Below are 23,990 nucleotides of genomic sequence, written 5' to 3'. Positions count from 1 at the left end.
AGGGACGAGTGCGTTCAGCTCGTGGTTCCACCCTAATTCGACCTACAAGTAGTCATTGCTTGGCAATCGCCATAGCATGCCTAAAATAGGTCCTTATTAGTATCCGATATCGGGGATAAGACGGTGCCGAATACTGCCGCTCCAATGTAGATAACGGGTTCAACGCCACGGCTGCAAAGGGGTAATTTCACAACGGATTTCGGAAGAAGCTTTCAGCAAGCGCTTCTCTCTCTGGACCGTTCCAATTGGAAATCATGTCTTTGGTCAATGCCTTATTTAGATTACTGTGCTTATATTACATATGTGAATAAGGAAAAGTCAAGTGGAATTTTCAAAATATATTTTTCAACCTTCTCCCAAATGCTTCCTTACGATACGCTCAATATTTTGTAAATGCTGCTTCATTCGCTCGGCTGCAAGCTCGGAATTACCCTGCACAATCGCTTGAAATATCGCGGAGTGCTCCAAGTACAGCCGCTCCGCAACAGCGGTGCTCGCATATAACTCGACCCGTCTAATATCATGAATCGCTGTTTCGATATGATTCATAATGGATTCGAATAAGCGCACCATAATAGAGTTATGGGTCGATCTGGCAAGCGTTAGATGAAATTGGATATCTAATCTCTCGCCTTCTGTTTCATCACCGACACACCGCTCCATCTCGTCAATTAAGCCTCGAAGAATACTTAGATCCTCTTCCGTTCTCTTATCTGCAGCAATAGCAGCGCTTGATACCTCAAGCGATTCACGAGCCTCTAACAGCTCCAGCAGCGTTTCACGATTAACACGCAGAGATTGCAATTCCGGCAGCTCCACCTCTAGCGGGATACTGCGAATAACACGACAGCCGCCGCCTTGACGAATTTCGATCATTCCCATAGCCTTCAATGCGCTTAGCGCCTCTCGGGTCGTAGATCGTCCGACACCAAATTGCTCGGACATTTCCTTCGTTGATGGCAGCTTATCTCCCACCTTCAGCTTTCCGTCTACAATCAGACGTTTGATCTGCTCCGTAATTTCCTCATAATGATTCCGTTTGGACAGCTTCACCACATCTAGCGGCGGCATAGCGGTTCACCTCCCGTAAATAATAGTTAGCCGACCAACAGCGCATAAACAATACCTGGGCCATGAACGCCTATTGTCAGATCATTCTCAATATCGGAGGAACGGCTAGGTCCAGTTATAAAATGAATCCCAGCAGGCAAAGCTTCTCTTCCTGCTTCATCGAACGTGGTGAGCACCTCTCCCAGCTTCGTTGTCAACCGATCGATGGGGATGATAATGATCAATACGGTTGGAAGCAGGCTTACAGAACGCCCTTTATTCTCTGCTGACAATACCGTCACAGAACCTGTATAGGCTACCGCATGATCTGCCATTACGATTCCGAAATCTGCCTCCGCTGCACGCGCTCTCCAGTATTGCTCGGAATCAGTGTTCCATACCGAAACCTTGGCATCGCTAAGCGATCCTTCCAAATCCAAAGCATCCAGCTCCGGCTGATTTTGACGCACAACATATTTGGCACTCATCTCTTCCGCTTTCCCGACGATAAAGGATTTCGCTTCCTCCATCGTTTGCAAGCGAGCTACATGACCGCCTACCGATAGAAAGTTATCGGTAAACCCTTTTATACGCTCTTCCTCGGTCCATTGAAACTCCTTCCAGAAATCAGGAGCGCCGCGGTACGGATGCTGCGGCTTCTCCATCATTCTCGGATGTCTAAGCTTCGCTGCAATGTCATTCATAAAAAGCTCCTGCTTAGCGCGTGATTCCGACTCCAGCTTCTCTAGCCACTGTTGATGCGTATCAGCCATGACCGTGTCCTCCCTTGCCATGTTTCTCTTCCAGCTCACGCTTCTTCACAATCTCTTCCATCCGATTTTGCATCGAAGGGTCCATTCCCTTAAGCCCTTGCTTTAGCTCTTGATCCAGTGTAGCCCAGCGATCACGGAAAGATTCCTTCGGCAGGCTAGGCGTTACACGATAGGTGTTCCAGCCCTTCAGCGGCCCAAGCTTCGTCTTGATGACCCCGCTTCGGACAACAAGCTTTTGTCCAAGCTTGCCAAGACGAAGGACGCCTCCAAGGCGCGAGGAGTTGCCCATAATGGTGGCAAAGCCTTGCATACCAATGGATTCGATTTTACTGCCATTACCGCTCTCGACCTTGCGACGGCGCAAATAAACAAGCATGTCATGCAGTGGTATTTTGACCGGACAAGCTTCATAACAAGCACCGCATAGGCTGGAAGCATTGGCAACATCATCCCATTCCGCGATGTTTTTGTTTAGTGACGGCGTTAGTACTGCTCCAATTGGTCCGCTGTACGTACTTCCGTATGCATGACCGCCAATATGGCGATATACTGGGCAAGCGTTAAGACATGCTCCGCATCGAATGCAATTCAGCAGCTCTTGAAACTCAGGATCACCTAGCTGAAGCGAACGACCATTGTCGATAATGATAATATGCATTTCATCAGGTCCATCCGCATCCTTCTCCCTGCGCGGACCGGTAATTCCGGACATATACATCGTCAGCTTCTGCCCTGTCGCTGAGCGCGGCAGCAGCGTAGCCATTACTTCAAGATCCTCCCACGATGGGATGATCCGCTCCATACCCATCAGAGTAATCTGTGTTTTCGGTACCGTCGTAACCATACGGGCATTGCCTTCATTTTCGAATAATACCATCGATCCTGTCTCCGCAATGGCAAAGTTGCAGCCGGTCATGCCAATTTCTGCCTCCAGAAACTTCTCACGCAGCTTTTTGCGGACAAAACCAGCAAGCGCGGTCGTATCAGGCGGGAGTGTATAGCCAGCTTCCTTAGACAGCAAGTCGGCAATTTGATATCGGTTTTTGTGAATGGCTGGAATAACAATATGAGACGGCATTTCGCCAGCTAATTGAATGATATATTCACCAAGATCCGTTTCCACCGCTTCTACGCCGATTGATTCAAGCGCATGATTAAGATGGAGCTCCTCAGATACCATAGACTTTGATTTAACGACAGACTTCGCACCCGCATGCTCTGCAATATCCAAAGTCAGCTTTACAGCTTCCTCAGCTGTATTTGCAAAATGGACATGCACGCCGTTTGCCCGCGCATTATTCACGAATAAGTTCAAATAATAATCGAGATGAGCGATCGTATGCAGACGAATTTGTCTGCCGCGCTCACGCCACTCCTCCCAGTTTCCGTGCTCTTCCGTTGCTTTTTTCTTGCCGTTGCGCAGACGCTCCGTTGTAAAACGAACCGCTTTACGCAAAAACTCGTCATTCAGAGCAAGATCTGCTCTTGCTTTGACAGTCGCTCCTTTTTTTGAACCTGTTGCCATCGTTATTTCACCCCTTCGTATAACAGTTCTGCCAAATGCATAACCCGAACGGGCTCATTTCGGTAGCGCAGATTTCCAGCAATATTAAGCAGGCATGCCATGTCGAGTCCAACTAGAACTTCCGCTTCCGACTCTAGAACGTGATCAACCTTCTCCGATACCATTGCACCAGATATATCAGCCATCTTCACCGCGAAGGTACCGCCAAAGCCGCAGCAATCCTCTGCAAATGGCAGCGGTACAAGCTCCAGCCCCTTCACATTCCCAAGCAATGCAATCGGCTCATCCTTTACACCTAAAATTCGGCTGCCGTGGCAGGATGGGTGGTACGTAACCTTATGTGGAAAAGTAGCTCCAACATCGGTCACACCAAGCACCTGTACGAGAAATTGCGTGAACTCATATGATTTGCTCTGAAGCTTAATGGCTCGCTTGAGCATAACAGGATCATCTTGAAACAGCTTCGGATAGTGATGAATCATACCTGTACAGGAACCAGACGGTGAAATAACGAAGTCACAATCCTCAAACGCATCCAAAATTGTTTTAGCGGAATCTCTTGCTTCCTGCCAATAGCCGCTGTTAAAAGCAGGCTGACCGCAGCAGGTTTGCACAGTTGGAAATTGCAGCGTAACGCCGTATTGAGCCAGCAAGCGTACCATTGCTTCTCCGACACGAGGGAACAGCGCATCACTCAAACAAGTAATAAATAATGAAACCTTCATTCCCGCACCCCTCTCAAAATGACTATACATAAGGATTAATTTTATCAGGTTGTCAGACAAGTTAAACAAAAAAAGCTCTTGTTACATTCCTATGCTATGAGAGAAGCGCTGGGCTCAAGTAGAAGCACAGCGCCATTCCCTTTCTATACTGTAGTTACTGCAATTTGTTTCTCTTTCAGATCGGAAAGCAGCTCTGCTGACAAGCGTCTGTCTGTAATAATGGCATGAACATCACGTATTTCTGCAACATGCGTGAATGCTTGAATCCCAAATTTACTGGAGTCAGCAAGTAGAATAACTTGATCTGACATGCCCACCATTTTGTGCTTGATGCGTGCTTGCAGCTCATTTGACTCACTTATGCCGCGATCAAGATGAACGCCCTTGCATGAGAGAAACGCTTTGTCTACATGATACGCATCCAGCGAACGCTCTGCTAACGGCCCGACATAGGACAATGAGCGAGAAGCAAGTATACCGCCGGTTGAGATGACCTCAATCTTCTCTTTGCTGCTGAGCTCCATTGCTACTTTAATGGAATTCGTCAGTACGGTCAGCGGAATATCCGGCATGCTTGCTGCCATATACCAAGCTGTCGTGCTCGCATCAAGCAGGATGCGATCCTTCGGTTGAATAAGCTTGATCGCTTCCGCAGCAATCCGCTTCTTCTCCTCGGCATGGGTAATCTCACGCTCGAAATAAGGAATTTCCGGCTGCTGATCCTTTACGCTAACCGCACCGCCATGGGAGCGGCGCAAGCGTCCAGCTTGTTCCAAGCGGTCGAGGTCGCGTCGAATCGTTTCCTCGGTTACTTGACATAGCTCGCTTAGCTCCGTTACACGGATACTGCCTCTCTCATTGACTAGCTGTACAATTTTATCGTATCGTTCCGCAACCAGCATAACTTACCTCTTCCTAACCTATATTTGTATTCGCTATTTAAGCGATTTCTGTTTTCTCTTTGAATAAGCTGTAGGCCGTTTCCCAATCCTCTGCCTTCTTGGGTTCGTATACTTCCACCGGAAAAGACTTGCGTATGACTTGGCGGGCCTCCCATATATCAGCAAGCTTACCCCCTGCAATCCACTGTACGGCCATATTACCGATGGCGCTTCCTTCAACAGGTCCTGCCCATACCGGCTTGCCGATTGCATTCGCAGTCCACTGACAAAGCAGTGTATTCTGAATACCTCCGCCAACCATATGCAGTCCATTAAAGGATTGACCAGATAGTTGCTCTGTAAGCTCAAGCACATAACGATATTTTAAAGCGAGGCTCTCCAGTATGCAACGTACGACCGAGCCTGCATCCTGCCCCATGCTCTGCCCCGTGCGCTCACCGTATTCGGCAATCCGTGCAGGCATATCACCGGGATGAAGGAATAATGGATGATCAGGATCAATAAATGCTGCGAAGGGCTTTGCCTCTCCAGCCAGCTTAACTAATTCGGGAAACGTATAGGATATTCCTGCTCGCTCCCACGAACGTCTGCATTCCTGCAAGATCCATAATCCCATAATGTTTTTCAACAATCGATAAGTACCGTAAGCGCCGCCCTCATTTGTAAAGTTCAGCTCTTGAGCCAGCTCATTAATGATTGGCTCACCGACCTCAGTCCCCATAAGTGACCAAGTGCCGCAGCTTAGGTAAGCGAATGAGCGATCAAGCGCCGGTACCGCTGCTACAGCCGAACCTGTATCATGCTCGGCAACCGCATAGACGGGCACAGATTCAATATCCAGCTCCTTGCATATGGAAGAACGCAGCTGGCCAACTTTTGCCCCCGGCTGAACGACCTCGCAGAACAATTCAGGAGAAATGCCGATCGCTTCAATAAGCTTCTCATCCCAGCCCTCAGTAACAGGATTGTACAGCTGCGTCGTCGTCGCATTGGAAAACTCATTAAACATTTCCCCAGTCAGGAAATAACGAAGCAAATCCGGAATCATGAGAAAATGTTTCGCATCCCGCAATAACGGCGAGTTAGCCCGCTTCATTGCAGCAAGCTGATAAATGGTATTAAACGACAGGAATTGAATACCTGTCTGTTTAAAAATAGAAGCCGCCGACAGCTCCTCCATGACCGATTCCATAACGCCATCCGTATGATGATCACGATAATGATAAGGATTGCCGAGCAGCTCTCCATTGCTTCCAATTAGTCCGAAATCAACCGCCCATGAATCAATAGCGATACTCTCTAATTGAATACCGCGATGCTTTGCCTTCAGCAAACCTTGCTTAAGCTCATGAAGCAGCCGCAAAATATCCCATTGAAGCCGGTCACCAACCGCTACCGGATCATTCGAGAAACGGTGCAGCTCCTCAACCTCAATCTTTCCTTCATTCAGTCGGCCGAGCAGCGCTCTTCCGCTGCTCGCTCCAAGATCAAATGCGAGGATGGTCACCAGCTGGCACCGCCCTTGCCTCTCACCAATATGTCTTTGCCATAACTGCTGTTCAAGTAAGCTTTCATAGGATCAAGCGGCAAGCCCTGTTCTTCACGAATAGCGTGCAACAGCGGTGTCACATCGAATTCGAAAGCGCGACGAACGGCATCCTCAGCTCCAAGCACATCATTGCGCCCAGCCGCTTCTTCCACTTCCTCATGGTTAATGAGTAGCGCCTTCGCGTATTGTGTTTGCACATTCAATACCGAACGCAGCATAGCAGGGATTTTTTGCTCGATATTATGGGATTGATCAATCATATACGTAATATTTTCAACATTTTGACGAATAGCGGCATCCGTGTCGCCTGCTGCATTCAAAATTTGATAGAAAATTAGGAATAGCTCATATGGATTAACAGAACCGACAATGAGATCATCGTCAGCATATTTGCGGCTGTTGAAGTGGAAGCCGCCTAGACGTTTCTCATCAATCAGATAAGCGACAATATGCTCAATGTTAGCACCTGGCAGATGATGGCCTGTATCAACAAGTACTTCCGCCTGAGGTCCAAGCTTCTGAGCCAAATTATAAGCCATTCCCCAGTCTGCTAGATCCGTATGGTAGAATGCAGGCTCAAAGCATTTGTATTCAATAAGCATCCGCATATCTGGTGTCATCGCACGATACATTTCAGCTAGAGCTTCATTCATCCATGCTTTACGCTTCCGAATATGCCCTTGTCCCGGGTAGTTTGTGCCGTCAGCAAACCACAGGCTAAATTCTTTCGAGCCTGTTTCTTTCGCAATATCAACACACTCTAGCAAATGGTTAGTCGCTTTGCGGCGAATAGCAGCATCTGCATTGGTCACACTTCCAAGCATATAATCCTCATCTTGGAACAAGTTAGGATTAACAGCACCAATCGTTAGTCCAAGACTTTCAGCATGCGATTTGAGCTTGCTGTAATCCTCAACCTTATCCCAAGGAATATGAATAGCTACCGAAGGCGCAATACCTGTCAGGCTGTGTACTTGTGCTGCATCATCGAATTTCTCGAACGGATTGCGAGGAACGCCCTCTTTCTGGAACACTTTAAATCGCGTGCCTGAGTCACCGTAACCCCATGAAGGCGTTTCGATTTTGAGCGCTTTCAGTTTAGCTTTCACATCTTCTAGATTAATGCCCCTTGCCTTCTGCTGCTCCTCAAATAACTCATAAGCGCGGTCTGTCATGAATGTACACCCTTTCATAAATAGATATTCATTATTTAATTGGAAAAGCCATCGTTGACATAAGCGTATTTTCCGCTTGTGTCGAATCGAGTCTGCTGTATTGGACAATAATTGGAATATGGCTTTGCACCTCGATGGCGTAAGGAACGCCAATCGGAATTGGCGCCCCTTCCTTCATCAAAGAGCTGGTACGAATATGCTTGGTACGTCTGCCCGGTACGGCAACGAGAATATTTTCCATAGGATCGCGATCTTCAAAATAAATCGTGAAATGAATAAGTGCTTCTTCAGAGGAGCAATTCAGCACACATACCGATTCATGGCTGGTAAGTGCTCCTGTGCTATCCGGAGGAATAAAGCCGTCCGGTATGAACCAATTCTTCTCTCCTCTAGCTTGAAACATCTCGTATCCTCCTTAGCGCGTGAACGCTGCCGGCACACCGCCGTCGATAGTAAGCATGCAGCCAGTCGTTTTGTCTGATTTGGATGATGCGAAAAATGCAATGCCTTCCGCAATATCACGCGGGTAGATGTTGACGAGCAAAGTCGTACGTTTACGGTAATGCTCTTCCAGTTGATCCGGCTCAATTCCGTAAGCTGCTGCACGCTCATTACGCCAGCTTCCGTTCCAAATCGCAGATCCTTGAAGAATAGCATCTGGCAGGATCGTATTGACACGAATGCCGAATTCGCCTCCTTCTGCTGCGATACAACGTGCCAAATGAGCTTCAAGTGCTTTAACAGAGCTATAAGCAGAAGCGCTTTTGCCTGCGTACACGGAGTTTTTCGAACCGATAAACACCATGTTGCCGCCAATGCTTTGCTGCTTCATCATTTTGAATGCTTCACGGGCAACTAGGAAGTAGCCTGTTCCAAGTACATTCATGTTCAGGTTCCATTCTTTGAGCGTTGTTTCATCGAATGGACTAGACGTTGCAAGACCTGCATTATTGACGATAATGTCAACACCGCCATATGTCAAAGCCGTTTTCGCATAGGCTTCAATGATCTGCTCCTCAGATGTTACATCCATTTTCACTGCTATTGCACGGGATTCACCGAATTGAGCATTGATTTCGTCCGCAACTTTTTGCGCACCTTCAAGGTTAAGATCAGCTAGCACGACATGTGCGCCTTCCGATACTAAACGACGTGCCGTTTCGCTGCCGATACCGCCTGCTCCGCCAGTAATGAAGGCAATTTTGCGGGAAAACTCGGTTTCAGCCGGTGCAAGAGACAATTTGTAAAGCTCGAGCGGCCAGTACTCAACGTTGTATGACTCATTTTCGCTTAGCGATACAAAATCTCCAAGTGCAGTTGCTCCGCGCATAACTGCGATTGCACGGTGATAAAGCGCACCGCTCACTCCTGCCATAGCCCAGCTCTTGCCTGTGTTGATCATCCCGATACCTGGGATAAGGATAACGCGCGGCGCTGCTTCAAACATAACGTCGCCTTCGTTTTTGTTGCGGTCAAAGTATGCTTTATATTGTTCTTTGTAAGCAGCGATTCCTGCTGTTAATTTCTGTTTCAAACCTTCAATATCCTCTGCATTAGGTGTCCAGTCAATAAATAAAGGAACAACTTTCGTATGCACGAGGTGATCCGGACAAGCCGCTCCGACTTGAGACAATTTCGGTGAATCTTGTCCACTAACGAATGCAAGCACGTCTGCTTCGTCATCAAAAGTCAAAATCATTTTCTTCGCGTCGCTTACTGCACCGCGAATAGTTGGCATCACACTTGCCGCAACGCTTCTGCGAACGTCAGCGTCAAGCACCTCATATTTTACACCGCCAAACAATGATGCTTCATCAAAACGAGATTCGATAAATGCTTCCGCTTCAGAAATGATTTTAATCGTCTGCGCGTAGCACTCCTCGGATGTTTCTCCCCAAGTTACAAGACCATGCTTCTCCATAAGCACAAGCTCAGCATTCGGGTTAGCAAGTACGCCTTCAGCAATCATTTTCGACAAGTTAAAGCCGGGACGCACATAAGGAACCCATACGAAACGGTCGCCGAAAATTTCTTTCGCCAGCGCTTTGCCGTTGTCTGCGCAGCACAAGCTAATAATAGAATCGGGATGCGTATGATCCACGTGTTTAAATGGAAGGAAAGCATGCAATAGCGTTTCGATGGAAGCGCGCGGGTGCTTGGAATCAATCATACAATTAACGAGGTAAGCAACCATTTCTTCATCCGGCATTTCAGAACGCTCGAACAGGGGACGAATGTCATCCATACGCAAGCCAGTAAAATTACCCGCTTTCATCGACGCTAGATCAGAGCCGCTGCCCTTCACGTACATAACTTCTACGTCACGACCGCGGAAGTCCTTCACGACTGTTTTGCTGGAAGTGTTACCGCCGCCAAAATTACATACGCGACGATCCGCGCCAATAATGTTAGAGCGATATACAAGCTCAGCTAGACCGTTTTCTAGCTGTGATGCTTTTTCGTTTTCCCATAAACTTTGTACCATGGATATACCTCCGAATAATGTATTGTTTTATGTTTGAATTGATCTTAACATATTTGTTTATTTTTGAATATATGAATTTCAAACAAAAACGGAAATATATTTGTTCTACTAAATAGAAACAAACATGAATGGGGGATCTGAAATCTTTGATAGCTTTGGAAATCTGTGATTTAGCTTTTATATCTATTAAATTTGCTAGTATCATATTTTGAAATTAATTAACTAAATTCGCAGAAATACCACGCGTTAGTTGCAAATATTGAAACTATTGGACTGATTAACTCTTACGCCAACCTCTTTCAAAGTGAATAGTTTCAACAAATGACTTTATCCACTTTAAAAAAACAAATAAATCAGATTTAGTTTCAATAAGTGAAACAAAAAAACACTCTATACTAACCCCCGTCGCTTCAGCTCTTTAATGTAAAGCCCCATATCCGAAGAACACATTGAACTTATACCCCCACTAACATAGCCTTTGTATTTAGCATTTAAGTTGCTTTACCGTAATGCTTCCTCTCATCTAGTCACAGTGAAGATGAAGACATTGGTTACTTGGTGGTAGACGGCGACTTGGCGGGTGTTTGTTTCTTTGGTTTGGTGGGTTTATTGGTGACTTTCGTGGCGAGTGGTTGCTTGAGTCCTTGACTACTGCTTTCGAGGAGCTTGGAGCTTGGTTTGCTTGGTTTGCTTGGTTTGCTTGGTTTGCTTGGTTTGCTTCGTTTGTTGGGTTTGTTGGTCGTGATGACTTTCGTGGGGAGTTGCTCCTCCGGTTGGGAGACTACTGCTTTCGTGGCGAGTGTTTGCTTGAGTCCATGACTACTACTTTCAAGGAGTATGGTTGCTTAAGTCGGTGACTGTTACTTTCATGGCAGATGATTCTTTAAGTCGGTTACATTAAATGAAACTAAATAACACTCTACACTAAACCCGCGCCGCGTCTGCTCGTTAATGTAAAACCCCGTAATCCGAACACATTGAACTTATACCCCCACTAGCATAGCCTTTATGTTTAGCATTTTAGTTACTTTAAAGTAATGCTTCCTCCCATCTAGTCACAGTGAAGGTTAAGACATTGGTTACTTGGTGGTAGACGTGGGCTTGGGCTGGTGTTTCTTTCTTTGGTTTGTTTGGTTTGGTTTGGTTTGGTTTGGTTTGGTTTGGTTTGGTTGGTTGGGTTGGTTGGGTTGGTTGGGTTGGTTGGGTTGGTTGGTTGGGTTGGTTGGGTTGGTTGGGTTGGTTGGGTTGTGGTGGTCACTTTCGTGGCAGCATGCTCCTTTAGTTGGTGACTGCTGCTTTCCTGGCGGGTCGTTCTTTGAGTCGATGGCTGCTGCTTTCGTGGCGGGTCGTTCTTTGAGTCGGTGGCTGCTGCTTTCTTGGTGGGTAGTTCTTTGAGTCGGTGACTGCTGCTTTCGTGGCGGGTCGTTCCTTGAGTCAGTGGCTGCTGCTTTCGTGGCGGGTCGTTCCTTGAGTCGGTGACTGCTGCTTTCGTGGCAGGTGAGTATTAATAGTGTCATTTACTGAAATTAATTAAGTAATGTCGATGAACTATCGCATGTTAGATGCAGATTTTGAAACTAATGAACTGATTGACATGTACAGCAAGCCATTTTAATGTGATTAGTTTCAATCGATGAATCTAATCACATTAAAAACCAACTGAAATGCGTTTAGTATCAATTAATGAAACTAAACAATACACAAACTAGAACATTTCGTGTTCTAACTTCTAACTTAGATAAACCCACTCTTTTATAGAAGACCCCTCGCTTCTATAGAATAGCCATTTTTTACTGACAACGTAATGTCACGTCGATGTCCTGATTGTAATTGCCGAAGCCTTTGCCGAACAGCGTTACGCCGCCGCAATTTTTTGCGGTTGCGCTGCAGGAGATACGAAATAGGATTTCTTTATCATAGGCGAGCATGAGGTCATCGATTGTAATATCGGACACTCCAATGCCGTCAATAAAGGAGCCTTGGCGGTTAATACGTATCATCTTCATCAGCCCATGCTGAATGTTTTTATGCCACCACTCAGGCGTATACAAGCCGCGCGTGCTGCCGAAGCTTCCTGGGTACGTCCAAGTTCCGATTCCGACACCATTTAGTGAGAAGTTAATATCAGAGGGCAAATGATCAACCGTGCAAGGTGTCTCCGAGCAGATTTCGAAGGCGATTTCAAGCGACTCCGGTTTTTCGTTATTGACCATATAATTCGGAATGCGGTACTCCACGAAGCCTGAACCAAACCATATTACTTTTGCCCCAACATGCTCTGGGTCTGCAAAATACCTCGGATCATCGCACATGCCAATCATTTGCGTATCGGATGCAAGCCCACAGGTAGGTTTTATAGAATAGGAAGAATAATGGCCTACTGGGATGGATACCGCATATCGCTTGATTTCATTCTCATCCTCCACATGTTCACTTTTAAACAGAAGCACCGCGCGTGTAAGCTGCAAATGACAAATTTTCTGCATCCCTCTTATACCTGCTACACTTTCGGAACGTACGATTCCCGCTTCCTCCAGCATATGTATATGCCTCGTTACAATTGGGGATTTTATTTCAAGTGCCGCAGAGAGACTCTTTATATTCATAGGCTCTATACGTAACAATTCGATTATTTTCACTCGCGTTTGCGAGGACAGGCATTCCAGAAACTTCATATTTCGGCTGCTAACTTCGATTTCCATTGCTGCTACCCCTTTTTAATCTTATATCTATATTTGCATTAACAAATTGAATGATTTAATCGCCAACTCATTATATAACTAAAAAGTTAACGTATCAACATTAAACCCCATCAAACTTGACATTTTCGTACGATTTCAATAGAATTATCGGCATATACATAACTTATAAGATATTTAGTTACCTTATTAGTTAACTAAAAACAGGAGGCTACTCATGAACAATTTTCAATTCAAAAATCCGACTCATATCGTTTTTGGTGAAGGAACAGCTGATCAAGTTGGGCAGCTTGCTTCGCAATATGGCAAAACCATTTTACTCGTTTACGGATCTGGCAGCATTAAAAAGACGGGATTGTATGACAAAACCATCAAGCAATTGAATGATGCAGGTCTTACCATCCACGAGCTTCCTAATATTGAACCAAATCCACGCCTATCCACTGTAAAGAAAGGGATTGAAATTTGCCGTACACAAGGCGTAGACTTCATTCTCGCTGTAGGCGGAGGTAGTGTAATCGATGCTTCTAAAGCTATTGCAGCAGGCGTTCCTTATGAAGGAGATGTTTGGGATTTCTTCACCAACAAAGCTGTAATTAAAGCTGCTCTCCCAATCGGAACAATTCTTACGCTTGCCGCTACTGGCTCTGAAATGAACGGCTCCACGGTTGTAACAAATTGGGAAGAAAACTTGAAACGCGGAAGCGGCAGCTCTCTTCTTTATCCTAAATTTTCAATTCTTGATCCAACACTTACTTATTCTGTTCCACGCAACCATACGGTTAATGGCGCCGTGGATATCATGTCCCATGTTTTTGAGCAGTATTTCAGCTTAACGAAAAACACGCCTTTGCAAGAGCGCCTATGCGAATCTATTTTGCAAACCGTCATCGAGAACGTGGAGAACGCTTTGGAAAATCCAGAGCATGCAGCGGCTCGCGCAAATCTAATGTGGTGCGGAACACTTGCACTTAACGGCGGTCTCATCAGCGCTGGAATGGCCAATGACTGGGCTTCACATGGCATCGAGCATGAAGTAAGCGCCATTTATGATATTCCTCATGGTGCAGGTCTAGCTGTTATTTTTCCAAACTGGATGACATATGTTCATGAAGAGCGCATTGATCGTTTCGTACAATATGCAGTTCGAGTGTGGGGAATTAACCCTGAAGGCAAAACAGATAAAGAATTAGCGCTTGCCGGCATCCAAGCAACAAGAGATTTCTTTACGCGTATCGGCGCTGAGTCTCGTTTGGCAGACTTTGAGATTGGCAGTGATAAGCTGGATCGGATGGCTGAGGAAGCTGTTCGGTACGGTGCAATCGGATCTTTCAAACGTTTAGAAAAAGCAGATGTGAAAGCTATTTTAGAGTTATCACTATAAATTCATTGGAGGTCTATCAAATGAATCATGCTTTTACAGAGTCAACCGTATTAAGTAATGGTGTAAAAATGCCTTGGTTAGGCTTAGGCGTGTGGAAAGTAAAGGATGACGGCGAAGCGGAAAACATCGTAACTGCCGCTATTCAAGAGGGTTATAGAAGTATTGATACGGCAGCAGCATACAAGAATGAAGCAGGTGTTGGGGCGGGAATTCGCAATAGCGGCATTCCTCGTGATGAAATCTTTATTACGACAAAAATTTGGAATGGCGACCAAGGCTATGAAAGCACGCTAAAAGCTTATGAAGACAGCAGACAAAAGCTAGGTGTTGATGTCGTTGATCTTCTACTCATACACTGGCCTGTTAAAGGCAAATATATCGAAACTTGGCGTGCATTGGAGAAGCTCTATAAAGAAGGCAGTGTTCGGGCTATCGGTGTAAGCAACTTCCAAATCCATCATCTGCAAGACATCTTTGAGTCCGGAGAAATTATTCCAATGGTTAATCAGGTGGAATATCATCCCCTTCTGACTCAACAGAAGCTGCTAAATTTCAATAAGAATAATCGTATACAGCAAGTGGCTTGGAGTCCGCTTATGCAAGGAAATCTTGATCATAGCGTCCTAGCAGACATCGGCGCGAAGTATGGTAAATCATCCGCACAGGTTGTCCTGCGTTGGGACCTCCAAAATGGCGTAGTTACCATTCCAAAAACAATTAACCCCGTTCGATTGAAGGAGAATTCAGATATTTTCGACTTCACTCTTACTCCAGAAGATATGTCTCAAATCACTGCTCTCAATCGTGATCAACGTTTTGGACCAGACCCTGACAATTTTAATTTTTAATACACTTATCTAATAAAAGGCAGTCCTTCAAGTAGAACGTTCTACTTGAGGACTGCCTTTTGCATATCTTCTTCATTTAGCATCACAGAATAAATTCAAACTACTAAATGATGGCTGAGGTTTTATTATCATAGCCTATTTAATTTCCACTCATTGCAGTCATCTAAACGGCGTTATACGCTGAAAGAAGCGTATAGCGGTTAGGTCTAATATGATGAGCTTCTTGCAGACTTCTCATCAATAGCTCCCCATCAACACCTAGTTCCTCAGTTGTTGTCGGACCGCCAACAAGCTGCAGCCAATTGCGAATCTCTCTCTCAGTAGGAAGCGCTGCTATGGCTTCACGCACATTCTCAGGGTTAGCCGTAAAAGCAAGACCGCCCTCCTCCATGGCAAGACGATGATAGAGCTTGGATATTTCCGCGCAAGCTACGCCGACCTTAGCTCCATGAAGCAGCTGTCGATTGCCTAGACGGATATATTCCATTTCCCAATAATGGGATAGATGATGCTCGGCACCTGATGCTGAATGCGACTGGCCGAATAGAAGCATAGCTAAACCCGATTCAATTAATGCTTCTATAAGAATGCGGATGCCTTCCTGATCACGCTTTGCAATCAGCTCAATATTGTCCACGCATTTTTGAAGCGCGACACGTGTAATTTCAGCAACCTCTTCCGAATAGGGCTCGCCCCCCTCTAACTGTCCAAAGCTCCAGTCAAACAGCGATGTGTATTTGCCTAACATGTCGCCAAATCCAGCAGCTACCATAGCAGAAGGAGCCTTCGCTAGAATATCTAAGTCTGCAAATATAGCATCTGGTCCAATTGCTGCAATTGTCGTCTTCTCTCCACGAAGAATGATCGGAGCTCCCTTTGAATTAAAGCCATCAACGGACGGTGCAGTAGGCACGGACACGAATGGAATTCCAGCTGTATAAGCTGCATATCTGGAAATATCATGTATCGTACCGGAGCCTGCGGCAACGACAACCTCTGCTTTTCGCAGCTGAATATCTAGCAAGAGCTGAACGATTGAGGCTTCATCCGCAATGACATCGCCTTGAAGATCAGGCTTGATAAGCGTCGTATGCGTTTTTATACCGAGAGCTGAAATAGCTTCCTCCAGTAACTTCCCTGCTATATGATAGGTAGTCGCGTCTGCCGCTATAATTACTCGATTATACTTTTGTTCCTTCAAATAGGGAGCAACCTCATTAATAGCACCCGCCTCAACAATAAGAGGATTAATTTCAATAGAACGAAGAGTCTCTTCGTCGAACCCAGCAGCCAGTTGTTTTACCTTATTGATAAGTGTTGACATAAGATACACCTCTTTCCTTATTTTCAGTTATCCTTTATTTTGCTCCTGCGATGCACAGCTTGTCAATAAACGAGAACCATTAGAGTAATCTGCTTACCCCTCGTTCATAAAATCAGCGATCAATACTTTACGCCCTAGCTTCGCGCTCTCAAGGGCAGCCAGCACCATAGCCATACTGTAAATATTATCGCTGCAATCTGTTTCAGGCTTGCGGCCTTTCTGAAGAGAATCGAACATCTCTTCAAGACAGCCATGATGACCTGTTTTAGCCATAACCGGCAGTTGAGCGTCTACTCGCTCTTGGTCACGAATAAACTTGCCCGTTTGATCGCCAGCCGCTACGTATTCTGCATAGATCTCATCATGTCCATTCCAAATGGCCGTTCCCTTCTCACCTGTCACACGCCATGATGCCTCCCAAGAGGTAGGCGCGCCTTCTGCGCACCATGAGCCGCGATAGTTGAATACAGAACCGTCCGACATTTCATAAATACAAATTGCCATTGCGTTGCCCTCATACCAAGATCCTGGTGGGTTAAATTCCTGACAGTAGACGGACACCGGATTAGCATTAATGATAAATCTTGCTTGATCAAACGTATGAATGGCCATATCCAGCAAAAGCGGGCTCTCCATCAGATCGCGAAAACCTCCAAAATGAGCGCCAAGAAAAAAATCTGCCCCAACAAAACCCGGTTTCCCAATGTTGCCCTCCGCAATAAGCTCGCGATATGCACGAATGCGAGGGTCAAAACGGCGATTTTGCATGACGGCATGTGTCTTTCCCGTCTCTTGAGCCATTCTTACAATATCCTTGCATTCATTCATCGATTCCGCAAGCGGCTTCTCGCCAAATACATGACAGCCGAGCTCTAATGCAGCTTTGCTTATGCTGTAATGACTAGCTGGAATCGTGACATCAAATACAATTGTCGCTCCAGTTTCTGCAATGGCTTCTTTAATATCCGTGAAAACCGGACAAGCAAGCTCCTTACGGAGAGCCATTGCCTCCGCAAACTCTTTTTTGATATCGACAAGACCCACGATTTCGGTATCATCCCTGCCCTTTGCATAATCTACCCATACGTTAGCCATGCCTCCGCATCCCGCGATTACTACTCGATGCTTAATTGTCATTATGAATGAACCTCGCTTTCGATTGTTTTTTATACGGGATTTGGAATAAAGTCTCCGCCACGGCAACGTTTCAAGTAGTTCAAGGCATGTACCTGACCGGTCATCTCCAGCTCGTCTTTATATACGGGATCATGCCAGCCTTCAATATCAATCGTTCCTTTGTAGCCGTTTTGTCTCAAAATCGTAATAATGTCAGACCAATTGCTGTCGCCAAAGCCTGGTGTACGATGCCACACAAAAGGTTTCGGACCGTGAACACCATGCTCCTTAACAACATCCCAAGCAATCGTTGCATCCTTGCCATGTACATGAAAAACTTTATTCGCCCATTTACGCAGCTGCGGTATGGGATCAATAAGGCTAACCATTTGATGGCACGGCTCCCACTCTAGGCCAATATTATCCTCTGGTACTGCATCGAACATTAGCTCCCAAGCTGTCGGATTATGCGCTATATTCCAATCACCAGTTGCCCATGTACCGCCCATATCACAGTTTTCAAAAGCAATGCGTACGCCGCGATCAGCCGCTCTGCGCGTCAGTTCACCGAATACCTCTTTGAATCTTGGAATCGATTCGTCAATAGGCTGCCCAGTCAAACGTCCTGTGAAACCGGATACAATATCAGCTCCAAACAAATGAGCATTGTCGATCAGACGTTCCCAGCTTCTCAACGTATCCGCATTATCTCCCTCGCCTGTTAGCGGGTTCCCAAACACACTGACTGCTGGTACGACGAAATCATGCTCATCAGCCAGTGCTCGTACTCGCTTCGATAATTCTTCTAGATCTGTGTTTCCAGTCGTCTGCCAAAAGGTCAAATTAAAGGATTCAAATCCATGTCCCACGATTTGTGGAATAACCTTATCCGCATTTCCTCCACCTACAAGTGTTCCAATTCTCAAATTATTATTCATCCTTGTATATCACTCCAATATTGGCTTATAGTAATCGTAACAACTCCATTATAACTAGGAGTTTTGGGGATTACCCTAACCAATCTTGTGCAATACTAGTCTAATCTTGTGGTGGTGAAAACGCAGATGACTTATCCAAGAGAGCTCTGGGAAAATACTCGCCTTGAGCATAAAACTTACCCCATTCAACTGTTTCAGAATCATGCCCATGCGGTAAAGCCAAATCAATGCATTCTCTATCTGCATTGGCATGAGCATTTTGAGATTATTTTCATGCGTCAAGGCAGCGGTGTATTCCACATCGACAGTAAGCCTTATGTCGTACATGCAGGTGATGTCATCATCATTCCTGGTGGCGGTTTGCATGTAGGTTACGCCCTAAGTCATGAGGAAATCTTCTTTGATTGCATTGTCCTAAATGCTTCTCTATTTAATGATTGGGTTCATGATCCGGTCCATGCGAAATTTGTTGCCCCTTATTTAGAGGGAAGGCTGCGGTTTCCCGTAAAACCGGCAGAGCAGGATGAAGGATGCGTAAGCTACTATTCTTTGCTAGATGAAGCGATAGCAGAGCTTGCCGCTAAACCGCCCGCTTATCAGCTCGTCGTAAAGTCAAAGCTGCATGCATTTTTCACGTTAATGTCTCGAACTTTTTTGGATCACCCGCATACCGGCAAGCTGACCGAGCCTTATTTCATGAATCGCGATCGCTTTAAACTGCTGATTCAAAGGATTGAATCTAATTTTTGCGAAAAAATAACGATCGAGCAAGCAGCTAAGATGGTCAGCTTAAATCCCTATCATTTCTGCAAGCTGTTCAAAAAGCTGACCGGACGCACCTTCATCGAGTACGTCAACGTTTGCCGTATGAATGAAGCAGAGCGGCTCTTACGCGAAAATAATGATACCATTACGGAAATCGCGGCGAAGGTGGGCTGCGATAACCCAAATTATTTTACTAAGCTGTACAAGCAATACAAGGGAATGACTCCCTCTCAAGCACGTCAAACGTAAATAAGTGGTATGATTAGAGAGGTGATACTTCCCCTTTGGCAACTTTTCTCATCCTATTAGCGTCTAACCTTACAACTATGAATAAAGGAGACTACTAGATGTCTAGTAATCGATTCAAATATATTTACTTAGCTCTATTAACTCTTACCTTGGCGGTTGTCGCTGTCGGCTGCGGAAATGACAACAATAATAAGGAAACGGGTGTGCAATCAACGCCTCTTACAACAACGGAGCCTACCATGACCATTGCACCAACTGATACAAATGAAACAGTTGAAACACCTTCTGTAATAGATCCAACAACTACTAACAAGCCCGAACAGGGGGAATCATCCGAAACTGCAACTGCGACTCCCAAGCCTGCTGGAGGCAAAAATACGAATGCGCCAAACGATACCGCCAAACCTATACATACTGCTGATCCTCAGACTTCAGCAACCAGCAAGCCAGTGACGAACGCAACGACGTCTCCATCGAATAAGCCCGGTGCATCGTCGAAACCTGCTCCAACACCAACAGCGAAGCCCGCTACGGCAAAACCAACCGGAACGCCTGCTATTTTGACACCAAGCTCAAATCCGACAGCTACGCCAAAGCCATCACAGTTTCCTATTGGAACGCCTAATGTTACAGACAAACCAACACCAACGCCAGCTTCCACGCCTGACCCGGTAAAACCGAATACCGATGTCACTACGGAAGCTATTTCTACTAAGATTATTTCAGACATTTCATTAGGCCCGCTTCTGACCGTAGAAGGTGAGAAAATCAAAGAAACCTTTGGCATTGATCCAGAAACACAGCTATCGGAAGGCGTCTTTCATCAGTCTTCGCTCATGATCCAAGCCGCAGAGTTTTCTGTTATTAAATTAAAATCAGATACGCATTACGAAGCAGTATCGGAAGGCTTCAAAAATCGAGCTCTTGATATTCAGAAAATCTTCAAGTCTTATCTGGATGATCAATACGAACTAGCCCAAAACTATCAAATCATTCGAAACGGTGACTACGTTCTCTTCTCCATATCTCCAGATCAGAAGAAACTAGCAGACCTCTTTCATAGCTTCTTCACTAAATAATATAAAACACTATTGGAATTCCTGAAATTTCCTTTATACTAGATAAAATTGTATATGAGGAGATGAGCAATGTGGCTATATTACAAACGGATCGTCTTATTCTTCGCCAATTAGAAGAAGGTGACGCAGATACGTTGGAGCTTCTAATCAATGACTATGACATTGCTCGCACAACGCTTCATATCCCCTATCCTTATCCAAAGGGATCTGCCATTGCCTTTATTCAACACCGTGCAGAGGTTGCAGAGCGAGGGGACGGTTACTCCTTTGCAATCATCGACAAGGAAAGCCAAGCGTTTATGGGATCAATCGGCTTAAATACGGATAGAAGCAACAATCGTTCTGAGATAGGCTATTGGCTTGCAAAATGCTATTGGAATAGAGGCTTCATCACGGAAAGCGCGAAACGTATTTTACAATATGGCTTTGAAGAGCTTCATTTGAACAAAATTCATGCGGCTGCTATGACGATGAACCCTGCATCCTCGCAAGTCATGAAAAAAATCGGCATGCAGTATGAAGGTACTTTTCGTCAGCAGTTTATCAAATGGGATCAGTACGTAGATATCGAATATTATGGTATTTTACGCCAGGATTACATGAAAACCTCATCCAATCTTGAAACAAAATAAAGAAGGGCTGCTCTAAAGGATCATCAACGATCCATTGGAGCAGCCCTTCTTTGTGCATTCTTTTACAGAAAACTAAACCTTCATCCGCTGGCGTGTGTAGATATCTACATATACAGCAAGGATCAAGATTCCGCCTTTTACGATATATTGCCAAAATGATTCTAGGTTCATCAAGCTCATACCATTATCGAGACTAGCCATGACTAGCGCACCGATGATTGCGCCGACAATCGTACCCGTACCGCCCATTAAGCTTGTACCGCCGATCACACATGCTGCGATAGCATCTAGCTCATAGTTTTGTCCGGAGCTCATTGTCGCTGCGTTCAAGCGCGCAGTAATCACAAGTGCTGCGATGGCAGCCAAAGTATTGCACAAGACGAACACAAGCAAGATGCGGCGTTTAATGTTAATACCGGATAAACGCGCTGCTTCCGCATTTCCCCCAATAGCATAAACCTGACGACCAAAAACCGTATTCCGCGATATGAACGTAAAGATCAACGCTAATACAATGACCATAACGAATGGAACCGGAATGCCCTTGTAGCTATTCATTAAATAAACGAATCCAATAACCAGAGCGCCGATTACGACTAGTCGAAGCACGCTGACAGCAAACGGCTCAACTTCAAATCCGAATTTCGCTCTTGAAGCACGTTTACGCAACACTAAATAACCAGCGACCGCTAGTGCAACTATGCCAAAGATCCAGCCGATAAGATCTCCCACATAGGATTGACCAATAGCCTTCATAGATGGAGTAAGCGGTGCGATCGTTACGCTTCCTGTTGTCCCGAACAAGATACCTCTAAAAATAAGCATCCCGCCTAAGGTGACAATAAACGCCGGTACTGCTCGATACGCAATAATCCAGCCCTGGATAAATCCGATGGCTGCACCGACCCCCAAGGTTGCAAGGATGACAGGAATCGTATTCCACTCATACCATACATTTAGAATAGCCGCTATCCCGCCTGTTAAGCCTACAAGGGAACCAACCGATAAATCGATTTGTCCTGCGACGATGACGAGTACCATCCCAATGGCCAAAATAGATGTAACTGACATTTGTAAAAATAGATTGGATATATTCGTCGGTGATAAAAAACGATCATGCAGCAGCGAAAACAAGGTCCAAATGAACAATAATGCTCCAATCATCGTGTAAGCACGAGCGTCGAATTTCAACCAATTTGGACGCTGCTTTGGTTTTGACTGATTTAATATCGTCTCTTGATTCATGCTCATAACCCTTTTCCTCCTGTTGCCGCCGTCATAATGATTTCCTGTGTTGCCATATCCGCTTGAAATTGCCCCGTACATTTGCCCTCGGCGATAACCATAATCCGATGACTCATACCCAGCAGCTCAGGAAGCTCGGAGGATACGACAATAATGGAAACACCTTGCCGAACTAAATCATTCATTATGTTATAGATCTCAAACTTGGCTCCTACATCAATGCCGCGAGTTGGCTCATCCAAAATAAGAATTTTCGGGTTCGTCATTAACCATTTTCCAAGAACGACCTTCTGTTGATTACCGCCGCTTAAGGTGCCAACGACCGTTTCCACTGAATTTGCTTTAACACGAAGGGATTGTAAATATTGATTTCCTGCCGCAATCTCCTCATTATGACGAAGAACTCCGCCAGAGGATATCGACCTTAGACTTGCAAGACTGACGTTGCATTTCACGTCCATTCCCAGTACGAGTCCATATTTTTTGCGATCCTCTGATACGAGTCCGAGACCTGCTTTAATCGCCTGTCTCGTATTTTCCAGCTTGACGGGCTTGCCATCAATCTCAACCTCTCCATAATGGCGTCCCGCATAAGAACCGAATAAGCTCATGACGAGCTCGGTGCGACCGGCCCCCATTAAACCGGCTATGCCGAGAATTTCTCCTTTACGAAGCTCAAAGGATATGTTGTCGATCACCTTCTTACCCTCTCGCTCCGGGTTCATCACTGTATAATCCTTCACCTTAAGCACGACATCGCCTGGGTTTGCTGCTATACGGGGAAAACGCTCCTTCAGCTCCCGTCCAACCATAAGGGATATGACCTTATCCTCATTCATATCCGATGTTGCGTATGTGCCAATCGTTTGACCGTCTCGCAGCACCGTAACGGTATCTGCAATCGCAAAAACCTCGTTCAGCTTATGGGAGATATAGATGCAGGTTACGCCGCGCATTTTAAACTCACGTAAAATATCAAGTAAAATGTCTACCTCTTGTTCCGTGAGCGCAGCTGTTGGTTCATCCAAAATAAGAATTTGTGCCTTCTTAGATAACGCCTTCGCAATTTCAATCTGCTGTTGCTTGCCAATTCCTAACCCGCCTATAGGCTGCTCAGGATTGACATCATGAAGTCCAACTTCCTTCAGCCAAAACTTGCTTTCGCTAAATACCCGCTCCCAGTTAATAATGCCGAACATTGCCGGCTCCTTGCCCAAAAATAAATTTTCACCTATCGATAATTCCTTAACTAATGCAAGCTCCTGATAAATGATCGCAATGCCTGCATCCTCTGCATCGTTGATCTTCCCAAAGCGCTTCTCTTCCCCATTGATAAGAATTTGTCCATCATAGGAGCCATGCGGATAAAGACCGCTGAGCACCTTCATCAAGGTAGATTTACCAGCACCATTCTCCCCGCATAAGGCGTGAACCTCGCCTTTTTTCACGGAAATGGTCACATCATTAAGCGCCTTCACGCCCGGAAATTGCTTTGTAATATTTCGCATTTCTAGAACAGCCGTCATT

Annotated in this window: 20 protein-coding genes; 5 read left to right on the top strand and 15 right to left on the bottom strand. The window is 45.5% G+C overall.

Annotation, left to right across the window (positions count from 1 at the left end; translation table 11 throughout):
* Window positions 1-345 precede the first annotated feature (345 nt).
* The 10 genes from AC0YOD_RS06240 to AC0YOD_RS06195 form a co-directional block, all read right to left on the bottom strand.
* Window positions 346-1,071 carry a FadR/GntR family transcriptional regulator gene (locus AC0YOD_RS06240; protein WP_475798418.1) on the bottom strand — a complete coding sequence of 242 codons (726 nt, stop codon included), beginning with the start codon at window positions 1,069-1,071 and terminating at the stop codon, window positions 346-348.
* A gap of 26 nt (window positions 1,072-1,097) precedes the next feature.
* Window positions 1,098-1,823, bottom strand: a complete 726-nt coding sequence (locus AC0YOD_RS06235; RefSeq protein WP_475798417.1) for a LutC/YkgG family protein — start codon at window positions 1,821-1,823, stop codon at window positions 1,098-1,100.
* Entirely contained in the window at window positions 1,816-3,348 is a 1,533-nt protein-coding gene (locus AC0YOD_RS06230; protein WP_475798416.1) for a LutB/LldF family L-lactate oxidation iron-sulfur protein, read from the bottom strand. The genes AC0YOD_RS06235 and AC0YOD_RS06230 overlap by 8 nt, the downstream gene beginning before the upstream one ends.
* A 2-nt stretch (window positions 3,349-3,350) precedes the next feature.
* Complete coding sequence (locus AC0YOD_RS06225) at window positions 3,351-4,073, bottom strand: (Fe-S)-binding protein (protein WP_475798415.1); 723 nt, start codon at window positions 4,071-4,073, stop codon at window positions 3,351-3,353.
* A 143-nt stretch (window positions 4,074-4,216) separates the two neighbouring features.
* Window positions 4,217-4,975, bottom strand: a complete 759-nt coding sequence (locus AC0YOD_RS06220) for a DeoR/GlpR family DNA-binding transcription regulator (RefSeq protein WP_475798414.1) — start codon at window positions 4,973-4,975, stop codon at window positions 4,217-4,219.
* Between the two features lie 37 nt (window positions 4,976-5,012).
* Entirely contained in the window at window positions 5,013-6,482 is a 1,470-nt protein-coding gene (locus AC0YOD_RS06215) for a rhamnulokinase (protein WP_475798413.1), read from the bottom strand.
* A complete protein-coding gene (gene rhaI, locus AC0YOD_RS06210; RefSeq protein ID WP_475798412.1) occupies window positions 6,479-7,699 on the bottom strand; it encodes an L-rhamnose isomerase in 1,221 nt (406 codons plus the stop codon). The genes AC0YOD_RS06215 and rhaI overlap by 4 nt, the downstream gene beginning before the upstream one ends.
* Before the next feature lie 31 nt (window positions 7,700-7,730).
* On the bottom strand, window positions 7,731-8,102 hold the full coding sequence (locus AC0YOD_RS06205; protein WP_475798411.1) for a sensory rhodopsin transducer: 372 nt from the start codon (window positions 8,100-8,102) through the stop codon (window positions 7,731-7,733).
* 12 nt (window positions 8,103-8,114) lie between these two features.
* Window positions 8,115-10,184, bottom strand: coding sequence for a bifunctional aldolase/short-chain dehydrogenase (locus AC0YOD_RS06200; protein WP_475798410.1), 2,070 nt, complete (start codon window positions 10,182-10,184; stop codon window positions 8,115-8,117).
* A gap of 1,790 nt (window positions 10,185-11,974) precedes the next feature.
* Window positions 11,975-12,859 (bottom strand): ArsR/SmtB family transcription factor, encoded by an 885-nt coding sequence (locus AC0YOD_RS06195; RefSeq protein WP_475799307.1) that lies wholly within the window; start codon window positions 12,857-12,859, stop codon window positions 11,975-11,977.
* Between the two features lie 241 nt (window positions 12,860-13,100).
* Between AC0YOD_RS06195 and AC0YOD_RS06190 the strand changes: the two genes are divergently transcribed.
* Window positions 13,101-14,267 (top strand): iron-containing alcohol dehydrogenase, encoded by a 1,167-nt coding sequence (locus AC0YOD_RS06190; RefSeq protein WP_475798409.1) that lies wholly within the window; start codon window positions 13,101-13,103, stop codon window positions 14,265-14,267.
* 20 nt (window positions 14,268-14,287) lie between these two features.
* Window positions 14,288-15,115: an aldo/keto reductase gene (locus tag AC0YOD_RS06185; RefSeq protein ID WP_475798408.1), complete on the top strand. Its 828-nt coding sequence runs from the start codon at window positions 14,288-14,290 to the stop codon at window positions 15,113-15,115.
* 163 nt (window positions 15,116-15,278) lie between these two features.
* On the opposite strand, the gene AC0YOD_RS06180 is transcribed toward AC0YOD_RS06185, so the two are convergent.
* From AC0YOD_RS06180 to AC0YOD_RS06170, 3 genes are all read right to left on the bottom strand, one after another.
* The gene (locus tag AC0YOD_RS06180) at window positions 15,279-16,439 is read right to left on the bottom strand and encodes a sn-glycerol-1-phosphate dehydrogenase (RefSeq protein WP_475798407.1); all 1,161 of its coding nucleotides are present in this window, start codon (window positions 16,437-16,439) and stop codon (window positions 15,279-15,281) included.
* A gap of 93 nt (window positions 16,440-16,532) precedes the next feature.
* Window positions 16,533-17,576 carry a Gfo/Idh/MocA family protein gene (locus AC0YOD_RS06175; RefSeq protein ID WP_475798406.1) on the bottom strand — a complete coding sequence of 348 codons (1,044 nt, stop codon included), beginning with the start codon at window positions 17,574-17,576 and terminating at the stop codon, window positions 16,533-16,535.
* A gap of 29 nt (window positions 17,577-17,605) precedes the next feature.
* Complete coding sequence (locus AC0YOD_RS06170) at window positions 17,606-18,493, bottom strand: sugar phosphate isomerase/epimerase family protein (RefSeq protein WP_475798405.1); 888 nt, start codon at window positions 18,491-18,493, stop codon at window positions 17,606-17,608.
* A 126-nt stretch (window positions 18,494-18,619) separates the two neighbouring features.
* Here AC0YOD_RS06170 and AC0YOD_RS06165 point away from each other — a divergent pair, with 126 nt between their 5' ends.
* The 3 genes from AC0YOD_RS06165 to AC0YOD_RS06155 all read left to right on the top strand — a co-directional run bounded on the left by AC0YOD_RS06165 (window position 18,620) and on the right by AC0YOD_RS06155 (window position 21,218).
* Window positions 18,620-19,507, top strand: coding sequence for a helix-turn-helix transcriptional regulator (locus AC0YOD_RS06165; RefSeq protein ID WP_475798404.1), 888 nt, complete (start codon window positions 18,620-18,622; stop codon window positions 19,505-19,507).
* A gap of 98 nt (window positions 19,508-19,605) precedes the next feature.
* Window positions 19,606-20,586, top strand: a complete 981-nt coding sequence (locus AC0YOD_RS06160) for a DUF4358 domain-containing protein (protein WP_475798403.1) — start codon at window positions 19,606-19,608, stop codon at window positions 20,584-20,586.
* 71 nt (window positions 20,587-20,657) lie between these two features.
* Window positions 20,658-21,218, top strand: coding sequence for a GNAT family N-acetyltransferase (locus tag AC0YOD_RS06155; protein ID WP_475798402.1), 561 nt, complete (start codon window positions 20,658-20,660; stop codon window positions 21,216-21,218).
* Window positions 21,219-21,290: 72 nt separating this feature from the next.
* Here the strand turns inward: AC0YOD_RS06155 and AC0YOD_RS06150 are convergent, their stop codons facing one another.
* Window positions 21,291-22,463 (bottom strand): sugar ABC transporter permease, encoded by a 1,173-nt coding sequence (locus AC0YOD_RS06150; protein ID WP_475799306.1) that lies wholly within the window; start codon window positions 22,461-22,463, stop codon window positions 21,291-21,293.
* A gap of 2 nt (window positions 22,464-22,465) precedes the next feature.
* Window positions 22,466-23,989 carry a xylose ABC transporter ATP-binding protein gene (locus tag AC0YOD_RS06145; protein ID WP_475798401.1) on the bottom strand — a complete coding sequence of 508 codons (1,524 nt, stop codon included), beginning with the start codon at window positions 23,987-23,989 and terminating at the stop codon, window positions 22,466-22,468.
* Window position 23,990: the final 1 nt, after the last annotated feature.

The organism is Paenibacillus sp. J31P13, assembly GCF_056269295.1.
Note: the sequence above shows the minus strand (reverse complement) of the source record. Positions and strands in the feature narration are given on the sequence as shown.

Bases quoted from the DNA above. Each gene is read 5' to 3' on its own strand.
- AC0YOD_RS06240 (WP_475798418.1), bottom strand. From the start codon at position 1,071: ATGCCGCCGCTAGATGTGGTGAAGCTGTCCAAACGGAATCATTATGAG.
- AC0YOD_RS06235 (WP_475798417.1), bottom strand. From the start codon at position 1,823: ATGGCTGATACGCATCAACAGTGGCTAGAGAAGCTGGAGTCGGAATCA.
- AC0YOD_RS06230 (WP_475798416.1), bottom strand. From the start codon at position 3,348: ATGGCAACAGGTTCAAAAAAAGGAGCGACTGTCAAAGCAAGAGCAGAT.
- AC0YOD_RS06225 (WP_475798415.1), bottom strand. From the start codon at position 4,073: ATGAAGGTTTCATTATTTATTACTTGTTTGAGTGATGCGCTGTTCCCT.
- AC0YOD_RS06220 (WP_475798414.1), bottom strand. From the start codon at position 4,975: ATGCTGGTTGCGGAACGATACGATAAAATTGTACAGCTAGTCAATGAG.
- rhaI (WP_475798412.1), bottom strand. From the start codon at position 7,699: ATGACAGACCGCGCTTATGAGTTATTTGAGGAGCAGCAGAAGGCAAGG.
- AC0YOD_RS06205 (WP_475798411.1), bottom strand. From the start codon at position 8,102: ATGTTTCAAGCTAGAGGAGAGAAGAATTGGTTCATACCGGACGGCTTT.
- AC0YOD_RS06200 (WP_475798410.1), bottom strand. From the start codon at position 10,184: ATGGTACAAAGTTTATGGGAAAACGAAAAAGCATCACAGCTAGAAAAC.
- AC0YOD_RS06195 (WP_475799307.1), bottom strand. From the start codon at position 12,859: ATGAAGTTTCTGGAATGCCTGTCCTCGCAAACGCGAGTGAAAATAATC.
- AC0YOD_RS06190 (WP_475798409.1), top strand. From the start codon at position 13,101: ATGAACAATTTTCAATTCAAAAATCCGACTCATATCGTTTTTGGTGAA.
- AC0YOD_RS06185 (WP_475798408.1), top strand. From the start codon at position 14,288: ATGAATCATGCTTTTACAGAGTCAACCGTATTAAGTAATGGTGTAAAA.
- AC0YOD_RS06180 (WP_475798407.1), bottom strand. From the start codon at position 16,439: ATGTCAACACTTATCAATAAGGTAAAACAACTGGCTGCTGGGTTCGAC.
- AC0YOD_RS06175 (WP_475798406.1), bottom strand. From the start codon at position 17,576: ATGACAATTAAGCATCGAGTAGTAATCGCGGGATGCGGAGGCATGGCT.
- AC0YOD_RS06170 (WP_475798405.1), bottom strand. From the start codon at position 18,493: ATGAATAATAATTTGAGAATTGGAACACTTGTAGGTGGAGGAAATGCG.
- AC0YOD_RS06165 (WP_475798404.1), top strand. From the start codon at position 18,620: ATGACTTATCCAAGAGAGCTCTGGGAAAATACTCGCCTTGAGCATAAA.
- AC0YOD_RS06160 (WP_475798403.1), top strand. From the start codon at position 19,606: ATGTCTAGTAATCGATTCAAATATATTTACTTAGCTCTATTAACTCTT.
- AC0YOD_RS06150 (WP_475799306.1), bottom strand. From the start codon at position 22,463: ATGAATCAAGAGACGATATTAAATCAGTCAAAACCAAAGCAGCGTCCA.
- AC0YOD_RS06145 (WP_475798401.1), bottom strand. From the start codon at position 23,989: ATGACGGCTGTTCTAGAAATGCGAAATATTACAAAGCAATTTCCGGGC.